The sequence below is a fragment of the Lederbergia wuyishanensis genome (assembly GCF_022900255.1).
GTDB lineage: Bacteria > Bacillota > Bacilli > Bacillales > Bacillaceae_C > Lederbergia > Lederbergia wuyishanensis.
On sequence record NZ_JALIRM010000026.1, the window covers coordinates 1 to 1,117 of the forward strand.

General features: G+C 40.7%; 2 protein-coding genes. Both read right to left on the minus strand.

The genetic code is table 11. The features are described from left to right. Window positions 1-592, minus strand: a 592-nt coding sequence (locus MT489_RS22015; protein WP_244683702.1) for an IS3 family transposase, incomplete at its 3' end; no start/stop codon positions are given. Then, a complete protein-coding gene (locus MT489_RS22020) occupies window positions 493-1,062 on the minus strand; it encodes a helix-turn-helix domain-containing protein (RefSeq protein WP_244683701.1) in 570 nt (189 codons plus the stop codon). The genes MT489_RS22015 and MT489_RS22020, both read right to left, overlap by 100 nt. Window positions 1,063-1,117 lie beyond the last annotated feature (55 nt).

The following is a 1,117-nucleotide window of genomic DNA, read 5'->3' on the forward strand; positions in this document are numbered from 1 at the left end:
GGGCTTCATCTAAAGGTTTCAGCACAAAGTCAAGCGTCGGTCGCATACCGATGCCATACGAAAGAATCTCTCCATTATACATATCCATTATTGGACTAAAATAGAGCTTTAGGTCATCTACACACTTAAATTCTGTAATATCTGTGGTCAGTTTCTGATATGGGATCGTAGTATTAAAACGGCGGTGAATCTGGTTTTTCACCACTTTACCTATGGTCCCCTTGTACGAACTATAACGACGTGATTTTCGGGTGAACTTATTGCCTTTCAATCCTAGCTTTCGCATAATACGCTGCACCTTTTTATGATTCACTATGATTCCACGATTCTTCAATTCCAGTTGAATCCTGCGATAACCATAATTTTCGTTGTGCTCTTCAAAAATGGAATGAATCGTTTCCTCCAACTCTTGGTTAGGATTTTCCCGTTTCATTTGTTTTACATGATAATGGTAAGATGACTCAGGAATGCCGACAATCCGAAGTACATCCTTCAGTCGGAATTCTTCTTTGAGTTCGAATGATAGCGCTGTTTGTGCTTTTCGAGATAGCCGTCCGGATCCATCTGAAAAGCTCGCAACTTTTTTAAATATTCCACCTCCAAACGGAGGAGTTCATTTTCCCGTTCTAACTTCTGTTCACGCGTCATTTCATCCTGTTGTGTTGGCTTCTGGTCCTTCTTGACGTTCTTCGCTTTATCAGACATAACTGGTCGTCCTTTCGGGTTGTCCAGGGCTTCAGCACCGCCCTCAAGGAATTTCTTCCTCCAAACACCGATCATCGAAGGATTCGTCAATCCGAAGTGAAGTGCTGTTTCTGCTTGCGAAGCGCCTGTCCTTTTCATAAAGCTTAATACATCCAACTTGAATTGAACAGAATAAACCTCGTGCCTTCTCTTTCGAAATAAACCCTCCATCCCAAATTTCTTATATGCATTTACCCAATCAATGATCTGTTTCTTTGACTTTATGCCATATTTTTCAGCCAATCTTTTATAGCCAAGCGTCCCTTTGAGGTATTCATTCACTACCATCGCCTTAAAGTTATCCGCATATTTAACCATAAAAAACACCCCAAAAGTTAGATTTTGACTCTAACTTTTGGGGTGCACATCAAAT

What these genes read in the sequence shown, in the direction of transcription:
- MT489_RS22020 (WP_244683701.1), bottom strand. Translation starts at nt 1,062, where the DNA reads ATGGTTAAATATGCGGATAACTTTAAGGCGATGGTAGTGAATGAATAC.